Here is a 9,930-nt window from a genome sequence, read left to right as displayed (position 1 = left end):
CGAAAATTAAATTTAAGATGGCCAGAAGCGGAGGCTTTGCGATCTCTATCAAACCTGTGAAATGATTGAAAAGTTAATTGCCCGCAAACAGAACGATCCCCAGGCAATTATCATAAGACAGAAATAATTATCAACATATATTCTCTGACACAATACATGTCGTAAGAATAAAAGGACTGGATTCCGCAGTATCCCATGAATGGGGATAGCTCTGAATTTCCCTGCCAGTTCGCCGGAAAACAGGGAGTTGTTCAAATTACCAAATAAAGTATAAATTATACCACGGTATTCCTGGTGGTACAATTTATATTTGTATTTTGATGTTAGCTATGGATGAATTTGACCATGTAAAATTATATTCGGTAGACTCATTGCTTGCTGCTCCCTCTTTGCTACAGGGGTTTGGGTTTTATACCTTACGGGATTTTGCAGAGCGGATCAGGCATCTTAAAAAACCGCATCGCCATGATTTCTATTCGCTGATCATAATAAAATCCGGAAAAGGGTCCCATACCATTGATTCAGCCGAATATAAAATAACGGATAACCGTATATTTTTAATTACGTACGGCCAGGTGCACACCTGGCTGCAGCTGGAGAACGCGGAAGGATATGTCATCAACTTCACTAAATCGTTCTATAATCTCATCTACACGGGGAATAATAAAATAAAAAGCGATTTGATAAACATCAGTGCCATACCCTATATTGATGTTGATGAAAATTCGATGGAAGAATGGCTTTTACTGGCGGATCTTATCCATAAGGAATATCAGCATATCAGGAAGGAGTGCAGGGAGCTTATCTGTATTTATCTGAAAGCCGCTTTAATCAAATACCGCAGGGATCATGGCGCTATTTCCGATGCTGTCATACACAAAAGAGACAGGAAGCTGGTTTTAATACAGCAGTTTAATGAGCTGGTGAATCTCAGGCATAAGCAATGGAAACTGCCGAAACAATATGCGGATGCCTTATGTATATCACCTAACTATCTGAACATTATAGTAAAAAGATCACTGGGCCGTTCTGCAGGATATATCATTAAAGACCGTATAATTCTGGAAGCCAAAAGACTGCTCCGGAATACGGATCTTACGGTAAGCGAAATAGGTAATGAATTGGGATTTACAGACAAATCCAATTTCGGTAAATATTTTAAAAAGCAGGTGGGCTTAACGCCGGAAGTTTACCGGAGACAGGAATTTAATAATGAATCAAAAGATAAATGATAGTATGACCGGCCGAAGGATATATCTTCTCCGGCAGGATAAATGATTGAAGACATTGTATTTAAGATCCTATAATGTCAGAAGACATCAGAGGATTATAAGAACAACAAAATAAAAAATTAATGAAAAGAGCATCAACAAGAATAAAAATAGGCCTTATAGGCTTTGGGAAAGCAGGAAAGGCTGTTGCCAGCGTCATTTTGCAAAGCCCCGGTTTTTGTCTGGAATGGGTATTGAAGAACAGTACCCTGCTGGATCATCATTCCGCTCCTGAATTTCTGGGCCTGGAATCAGATGAGCCTGGCCATATTCACTCCTTGCGGAATATTACGATAAAAGAGCTTCTTGAGCAGCATCCTGTAGATATGGTGATTGACTTTTCATCTACGGAAAGTATCCATATGTATGGGTCCGAAGCGGCGGAAAAAAATGTCAGGATTATTTCGGCGATCTCTCATTACGGCGATGCCGAAAAACAACTTTTAGAACAGCTTGCGGCTAAAACAACGGTGTTCTGGTCTCCTAACATTACCCTTGGGGTAAACTATTTGCTGTTTGCTTCAAGCCTGTTGAAAAATATAGCTCCCCATGTAGATATAGAAGTGGTGGAGGAGCATTTCAAAACAAAGGAAGGCATTTCCGGTACTGCCGTAAAAATCGCCGAAACCCTCGACCTGGAAAAGGAAAGCATCAATTCCATCAGAGCCGGAGGTATTGTAGGCAAGCATGAGGTTATTTTTGGTTTTCCGTATCAGACCGTAAGGTTGGTACATGAATCGATTTCCAGAGAAGCGTTTGGGAGCGGAGCGCTGTTTGTAGCGGAAAATATTAAAGATAAGCCTGCGGGGCTTTATAATTTCGAAGATATTCTGAGGCCATATTTCTTCAATCAGTCTTGATTTTTGAAGCAATACCTGTGTCAGAATACGAACGTAAAAATGATTTCATGTGCCAATATCCTTTGGCCTTGTCATGCCCTGATGTGCTTTACTGATAATGTAGTGCTTTTATTTCAGTTGTTTAAATCATTTGCGGGGATGATCAGAATGATTAAATTTGGTGGACCAATCAAAATATAATAATATGAAATCATTTACCGTAAACATTTCTGAAACCGTTCTGAACGACCTTAAAGCCCGTATCCGGAATACCCGTTGGCCCGGAGAGGCTGAAGGTTCCGGCTGGCACTTTGGGACCAGTGAAAAATACCTGAAAGAGCTGGCGACTTATTGGATGAACGGATACGACTGGAAAGAAAATGAGGAAAAGCTGAATCAATATCCGCAGTATATCGCTGAAATAGATGGCATACAAATTCATTTCCAATATGTTAAAGGAAAAGGCAGCAACCCCAAACCGCTGATACTGACGCATGGCTGGCCGGACAGTTTTTACCGGTTCCATAAGATCATTCCGTTGCTTACGGAAGGAGAACAATGTTTTGACCTGGTGATCCCGTCCATCCCGGGTTTCGGCTTTTCGGAAAAGGTGGCGATAAGCAGTGAAGAGGTTGCCGGCCTTTGGGTAAAGCTGATGACGGAAGTCTTAGGGTACGATAAGTTTTGTGCCGCCGGAGGCGATGTAGGGATGGGGGTGACCAAGGCCCTGGCCTCGAAATATGCAGATGAGGTAGAGGCGGTTCATTTTACAGATGTAGGATATCCCATGGGGCAGGAGGATCCCAACAGTATGACCGGGGAGGAAAAGGAGTTTGCACAGTTTGTACAACAATGGTGGTACAGTGAAGGCGCTTATGCGATGCTTCATTCCACCAAGCCACAGTCTCTGGCTTACGGTCTGAATGATTCCCCGGTAGGGCTTGCAGCCTGGATATTGAGCTTTGGGAATGCCGGCGCTCCGCCTGAACTGATTGAAACGGCATTTGGAGGAAAAGATGAGTTGCTCACCAATATAATGATCTATTGGGTCACGGAAACCATAGGAACTTCCATGAGAATGTACAAGGCAGATGCCATTGCGCAGTGGGGAGGTTCGCAGCCTTTGCAGAAATCCGGTGTACCGGCAGGCGTGGCGGTACTCCCCCGTGAGGCACAGTTTCCCCGGGAATGGGCAGAGCGGTTTGTGAATGTGGTACATTTCAGGAAAATGGAAGAAGGAGGGCATTTTGCGGCCCTTGAAGTGCCCCGGATCTTTGCCGAAGAACTGAAATCTTTCTTTTATTCTCTGAACAGATAATTTAAAAAACGATCAGAAACTGAATAAATGCTGCTCAGGCTGCCTGAAAAGGCAGCCTGAGCTTATGCTGTAAAAAAGTCCCCTGCATTGAGCAGAAGCATGAATATCCTGTAAAAGTATTACTGCTCCACGGATATTCATTCAAACAATATGTCAGACTGAAAAATGATTAATGATCTGTAACATAAGGATTATGAATTTTGTTGCAAAGGATATGGTTCCTTAGGCTGCCCGATCAGATTAATCTGTTTCCGACCTTCGTTTTGAGAGTATATCTGATTTATTATTGATGATTAACGGCCAAACTATGCCAGTCTTACGTTCACGGCATTCAGACCTTTGTCTCCTTTTTGTACATCGAAAATAACCTTGTCATTTTCCCGGATGAATCGTGTGCTCAATCCCGAAGAATGTACAAAAATGTCTTTGCTCCCGTCTGAAGGAGAAATAAATCCGAAGCCTTTAGCTTCATTGAAAAATTTTACTGTGCCTTGTTGCATTGTAATTATTATTAAAAATTGTTGTTATAGTTATTTGATCAGCTGAATATCAATTGCGGAAAAGCCTTTGGCAGACTTTTCTTTTTCAAAGGATACCCTGTTGCCCTTCTTTACGGGCTCAGAACAGTTGTTATTGTGGAAAAAGACATTTTCTTTGGTCTGGTCTTCGGTAATGAAACCGTAACCTTTCTCACTGAAAAAGGTAATGGTGCCTGACTTTCTGATTTCCTCCTCGGGAATGGGAGCGGCTCCCAGCTGAATCTCACTGAGGTCAACTTCCTTGCGCTGTTCAGGAGGAGTAGACGTCAGTCTCCCATATTCGTCTACATAGACAAGCATGTCATCCAGGTCTTTTCCTTTATTGTTGTTGGCTTTGCGTTCTTCCCGCCTTTGTGCTTTTTCTTTTTGTTTTTGAACTTTTTTCTTGAAATTTTCTTTTTTAGAGAAAGAATCTCCCATAAATATTCTGGTTTTAATTAGTATAATAAATTTATTTTGCGACAGGATCGTAATCCGTCATACTTATCCTGCCGTGAAAGATCCATGCCTGAGGCATTTGATCCATCAATATTTGCTTTGACCGTACAATAATCCGCCATTCCGGAATATAATTGCTGAGTCTGCAATGAATTGTCATTCCCGGGACAGGATATTCATCCATACCCGCATATCGCTCTAATGCTCTTGCTGGCTAAAAAATAAAGTAAGAGTGTTAAACTTGTAATTGCTTTCGATCTGAAAGTTCAGCCTGCCGGGATTGATATTAATATTCATCAGTAAAGATTTGAGCTGGCAGCTGAAAAAGCAAACTGAAAAAAGAATAAAGATTTAAACTGTTACAGAATAGCAAAGGCAGAGGCCCGTTAAATGTTTTACAAATATACGATAAAAAAACCGAATAATCGTAAATTTAAATAATTGATTATCAAAAATATATTCGTAGCTTTCACATGTTAACTGAATTGTTTGCATAACGCGGATGATTTTAATTCTGAACCTATGCAAACATTTTTTCCTTCTGCCGGCACTCAGGCCCAACCTTTGGAGCCAGCTCCTTTCAGACATGTAAGAATTGCTTATTTCATTATGGTGCACCATAAGCCTGAAGCTTTTAAGGCAATGTTTCAGAAGATCTATACCAGAGACCAGTTTTATCTCGTGCACATCGACCGGAAGGCAAAATTTGAGGTAATTGAAGAAATTCAGCTGTATTTAATTCAGTTTCCCAATGTATACATTCCGGAAAGTATAAACATCATTACCGGTGGGTTCAGTATGGTACAAGCCGAGCTCGATGCAATGGAGTTTCTGCTTAATGTAAGCCCGGAATGGGACTACTTTATCAATCTAAGCGGTGACGATTATCCCCTTAAATCCCAGAATATCATCCGTAACTTCCTTACCGTCAACAATGGGAGGAATTACCTACTGTATTACGATCAGAAATTTTACCGGCCGGACACGCTTCAGCGGATACAAAACCATTTCACGGAATTATCCTATAAGATCTCATCATTAATATATAAAAGAGAATTTATGAAAGGGGTCATTCCATATATCGGAAGCAAGTGGTTTATCTTTACAAGGAATACCTGTGCTTTCCTGACCAACAATAAAAAGGTCATGGATTTTGAGGAATATTACCTTCATACGTTTTTGCCCGCTGAATCCTTTTTTCAAACTGTACTTATGAATACAGCTTTCAGGGAGGTCATTGTAAATGATGATAAAAGAGCAATAATCGGAAATCCGCTATTGGGCAAAAAACCGAATAAGGATGATCTTATCAGATATCTTCAATCTAACAACTATCTTTTTATCAGGAAAATCGGCAGTAAGACAGATGAAAGTATTCTGCAATACATTGAAGAGAATTATCATACCCCATTACCGGAAATAGACGAGATCGGAAGAGAGCTTAAAACAGATCCGGACCAAAAAAACTAGTTCAGTCCTGCGCAGCTTAAAACTTGTAGACAAGGGCATTGATATTCATTCCTGCGCCTACCGATGCAAATAAGACGACATCGTTTTTTTCTATTTTATGAAGATCAAGTTCCCCTTTCAGGATCATGGTAAGCAGGGAAGGTATCGTCGCAACGCTGCTGTTCCCTAGCTTGTTAATTACCATAGGCATGATATCCGGAGGTACCGGTGTGTCATACAGCTGATAGAATCTGTTGATAATAGCCTCATCCATTTTTTCATTGGCCTGGTGGATGATTATTTTATTTAACTGGCTGATGGAGTATCCACTGCTGTCAAGACATTTCTTCATGGCATCAGGAACATTTGAAAGGGCAAATTCATATATTTTTCTTCCATCCATCTTGATATACTTGATATCCGGACAGCTTTCATTGTTATAGGATTTGCCAAAATACAGGAAATCTTTTTCCTCAAGAGTATGGGAGGCGGAGAGATGGCACAGGATACCGGATTCATCACTGTCATGGGCTTCCAGGATCACCGCACCGGCCCCGTCGGCATAGATCATGCTGTCTCTGTCATGAATATCTACCACACGGGAAAGAGTTTCTGCACCGATGACCAGACAACGCCTGGCAATACCGGATCTGATAAATGCATGAGCCTGTATTACCCCTTCGATCCATCCGGGGCAGCCAAATAACACATCATATGCAACACAGAAATTATTCCTGATCCGGAGCATATGCTTTACCCTTGCCGCAAGACTTGGAACAGTATCTGACTGAATGGTGCCAAAGCGCACATCACCAAAATTGTGGGCAAATATAATATAGTCTAAAGTCTCGGGGTCTATTCCTGCGTCTTCTATTGCAGCCCGGGCAGCGATGAGCCCCAGATCTGAAGTTACCTGGTTGTTGCTGGCGTATCTTCTCTCTTCAATACCTGTAATCTTTTGTAATTTGCTGGTGATTGAAGCGTTGTTCTCTTTTAATAAGACCCCTTGTTCATTAAGAAAAATATGCTGGTCAAAAAATAAATTGGTTATCGTTTCCGATGGGATGTAATTGCCCACCCCCGTAATTCTGCTTGTCATCTGAAAATAATTCTGTTCTTATTATAAATATTGACGGGATGATTACTAAATAATGCAATTTAATTGATAGTCCAACAAAACCTCCTGCTGTTAACAAGAGGCTAATGAACATATAACAATCTAACTTAAATGTTCCTTAAATAAATTATCAAGACATTGAAAAATATTTATTGTATAATTTCATTTATCCTCCCGCCAGGGACATATAAAGTATAAATAATATAATATGGAAGAAAAGAGAGGTTTATAAATTGTATTTCTGTGGTTAAAGATAGTCTATTAAAAATAAATAATACCATAAAATACCTGTTATTTTTAAAAACAATGTTCGATCCTGTCGGGAACGGCTTTGGAAGCAGGATATAAAAAACAGAGATGAGTGGGGAATAGTGCCTTTCCAGACCTTTTTCTCCTTTTTGAGGTGGAAATTTTTAAACTGTAATGTTTTTTTATTGATGATTGGCAGGTATATTGTGTTTTTATTTGATAAAAGGCATAAAATGTGCTATACCTTTAGTAATAAACTTTAAAATTTTATAGTCATGAGAAGTATATTATGGTTAGTCGCAGTCATTTGTATTATTGTTTGGCTTTTAGGAATTTTAGGTATTGTTCCAGGTATGAGTACCGGTTATTTAGTTCATATCCTGCTGGTTATTGCTATTATTGTAATCCTTTATAATCTTATTTCCGGAAGAAGACCTCTTGATTAGTCATTAAATACATCAGAGAGCAGGTACCGGCCATCCGGTCCTTCACGTAATTACCAATTCATAGTGTTACCGGATATTTGTTTGGACAGGTAGAGGTAACACTATGAATTTTATAACTCCGGGTATCCCGGGAGCAATCAATCAAAAAATATACGATATGGCGGCAAAACTCTCGAAAACTAAAGAGCCGCAAAAAAAGCTGCAAACCAAAATCAGCGATGAGCCGGCTGTAAGGCAGGAAGATATTACTTCACTGCTGAAAAAAGGAAAACGGGCTGCCATGCCGGAAAATATTATGCCCATGCTGGCAACCCTGGTTAATGAACCTTTCAACGATCCTGAATGGGTATATGAGGTGAAATGGGATGGTTACCGCACCATAGCATACCTTAGTGAAACCGGGGTAGAGCTGAGGTCGCGGAATAATAAGATTTTTACGGAAAAATACTATTCTGTCTCGGAAGCCCTGAAAGAATGGGGAATCAATGCCGTAATTGACGGAGAAATCACTGTACTTAATAACAAAGGCGTATCCGATTTCGGAAGCCTGCAAAACTGGCGAAGCGAGGCGGACGGAGAATTGGTATTTTATGCCTTTGACCTGCTGTGGTATGAAGGAAAAGATCTGATGCATCTGCCCCTTACCGAACGCCACGCCATTCTGGAGCATATTTTTATACATAATGATGATCGGCTTCGCATCAGCAATATATTCAGGACAGATGGCATGGAGTTTTTTGAGGCTGCCAGACAGATCGGCCTGGAAGGGATCATGGCTAAAAAAGCCGACAGTAAATACCATCCTGACACCCGAACCCGGGAATGGCTGAAGATCAAGGCAGATAAGCGCCAGGAAGTGGTAATTGGCGGGCTTACCCGGAATGAGGACTCTTCCAAGGAATTCAGCTCTCTGCTGCTGGGAGTGTACAAAGGAAAAGAATTTCATTATGTAGGAAAGGTTGGAACAGGCTTTTCCGCGAAAGCCCAAAAAGAAATGATGGCAACCTTTAAGCCCCTCATCATTTCTAAATCGCCATTTACTGTTGAGCCTGATGTAAATAAGCCTTCCCGTTTCCGGCCCAATCCTCCGAAAGCTACCGCTACATGGCTAAAGCCCCGGCTGGTCTGCGAGGTAAGCTATGCTGAAATTACTGACGATGGCGTATTCCGCCACCCATCATTCAAAGGCATGCGCTCCGATAAAAAAGCTGCGGATGTGAGGCTTGAAGTGGAAAAGAATACCGAAGAGATAGTGGAGCAGGCCGGGGTTGCTGCAAAAAGCCGCCTTACCAGGGCTTCCCAAAACAGGAAAGAAAAAACACTGCTGAATCCTACGGAAAAAACCCAGGTAAAAAAAATAAATGGCCATGAACTGAAGTTTACGAACCTCACCAAAATTTTCTGGCCCGATGAAAAAATTACAAAGCGTGACCTGATCAATTATTATTACCAGGTTGCTCCTTATATCCTTCCTTATCTTAAAGACAGGCCCCAAAGCATGAACCGTTTCCCTAATGGTATTAAAGGAAAAAGTTTTTACTTTAAGGATGTCACCGGCAAGGCACCGGATTGGGTGCATACCTGCCTTTATCACAGTGATACGGATGACCGGGACCGGAATTATCTGGTAGGCTATGATGAAGCCACTCTTCTGTATATGGCTAATCTTGGCTGTATTGAGATGAACCCGTGGAACAGCACCATTAAGAAGCCTGATCATCCAACATTTTGCATCATCGATCTCGATCCGGATAAAAATTCCTTTGATCAGGTAATTACGGCGGCACAGATCACCAGGCAATTACTGGAGGATATGGGAGTGCCCTGCTACTGTAAAACGAGCGGCTCTACAGGATTGCATATTTATATCCCGTTAGGAAATAAATATACCTATGAGCAGTCGAAGGAATTTGCCCGTGTAGTTGTCACTTTAGTGCATCGTGAGTTGCAGGGGTTCACCAGTATCGAACGGGCCATAAAAGACCGGAAAGGGAAGATGTACCTCGATTTTTTGCAAAACAGGCCTCATGCCACTATTGCCTCGGCATACTCCGTACGGCCTAAACCCGGAGCCACGGTATCAATGCCATTGTATTGGGATGAAGTAAAAACAGGCCTGAAGATGAGTGATTTTACTATTTTCAATGCTATGGAACGGATAAAAAGCGAAGGAGATATCTTTAAGCCCGTGTTAGGAAAAGGGATTGATCTGGAGAAAGTGATCCAAAAGTTCTCTATTGAGCATGATATTTCAGGATGATTGA

The 9,930-nt window shown here is 41.2% G+C and carries 9 protein-coding genes; 6 read left to right on the top strand and 3 right to left on the bottom strand.

Translation table 11 applies throughout. From position 1 onward, the window contains the following. Positions 1–320 precede the first annotated feature (320 nt). The 3 genes from ABMQ40_RS03205 to ABMQ40_RS03195 all read left to right on the top strand — a co-directional run bounded on the left by ABMQ40_RS03205 (position 321) and on the right by ABMQ40_RS03195 (position 3,428). On the top strand, positions 321–1,232 hold the full coding sequence (locus tag ABMQ40_RS03205; RefSeq protein WP_370896482.1) for an AraC family transcriptional regulator: 912 nt from the start codon (positions 321–323) through the stop codon (positions 1,230–1,232). A gap of 143 nt (positions 1,233–1,375) precedes the next feature. Continuing rightward, complete coding sequence (locus ABMQ40_RS03200; protein ID WP_370896480.1) at positions 1,376–2,131, top strand: 4-hydroxy-tetrahydrodipicolinate reductase; 756 nt, start codon at positions 1,376–1,378, stop codon at positions 2,129–2,131. A gap of 184 nt (positions 2,132–2,315) precedes the next feature. Beyond that, a complete protein-coding gene (locus ABMQ40_RS03195) occupies positions 2,316–3,428 on the top strand; it encodes an epoxide hydrolase family protein (protein ID WP_370896472.1) in 1,113 nt (370 codons plus the stop codon). Positions 3,429–3,733: 305 nt separating this feature from the next. Here the strand turns inward: ABMQ40_RS03195 and ABMQ40_RS03190 are convergent, their stop codons facing one another. Then, the gene (locus ABMQ40_RS03190) at positions 3,734–3,928 is read right to left on the bottom strand and encodes a cold-shock protein (RefSeq protein ID WP_370896470.1); all 195 of its coding nucleotides are present in this window, start codon (positions 3,926–3,928) and stop codon (positions 3,734–3,736) included. A 30-nt stretch (positions 3,929–3,958) separates the two neighbouring features. Then, positions 3,959–4,387: a cold shock domain-containing protein gene (locus tag ABMQ40_RS03185; RefSeq protein WP_370896468.1), complete on the bottom strand. Its 429-nt coding sequence runs from the start codon at positions 4,385–4,387 to the stop codon at positions 3,959–3,961. A 540-nt stretch (positions 4,388–4,927) separates the two neighbouring features. Here ABMQ40_RS03185 and ABMQ40_RS03180 point away from each other — a divergent pair. Then, the gene (locus ABMQ40_RS03180) at positions 4,928–5,875 is read left to right on the top strand and encodes a beta-1,6-N-acetylglucosaminyltransferase (protein WP_370896466.1); all 948 of its coding nucleotides are present in this window, start codon (positions 4,928–4,930) and stop codon (positions 5,873–5,875) included. Positions 5,876–5,891: 16 nt separating this feature from the next. On the opposite strand, the gene ABMQ40_RS03175 is transcribed toward ABMQ40_RS03180, so the two are convergent. Continuing rightward, entirely contained in the window at positions 5,892–6,953 is a 1,062-nt protein-coding gene (locus tag ABMQ40_RS03175; protein WP_370896464.1) for a 3-oxoacyl-ACP synthase III family protein, read from the bottom strand. A 542-nt stretch (positions 6,954–7,495) separates the two neighbouring features. Here ABMQ40_RS03175 and ABMQ40_RS03170 point away from each other — a divergent pair. Continuing rightward, on the top strand, positions 7,496–7,666 hold the full coding sequence (locus ABMQ40_RS03170; RefSeq protein ID WP_370896462.1) for a lmo0937 family membrane protein: 171 nt from the start codon (positions 7,496–7,498) through the stop codon (positions 7,664–7,666). A 103-nt stretch (positions 7,667–7,769) separates the two neighbouring features. After that, entirely contained in the window at positions 7,770–9,926 is a 2,157-nt protein-coding gene (gene ligD / locus ABMQ40_RS03165) for a DNA ligase D (protein WP_370896460.1), read from the top strand. Positions 9,927–9,930 lie beyond the last annotated feature (4 nt).

Origin of the sequence: Chryseobacterium gossypii, from assembly GCF_041361455.1 — a bacterium.
Lineage (GTDB): Bacteria > Bacteroidota > Bacteroidia > Flavobacteriales > Weeksellaceae > Chryseobacterium > Chryseobacterium gossypii.
Note: the sequence above shows the minus strand (reverse complement) of the source record. Positions and strands in the feature narration are given on the sequence as shown.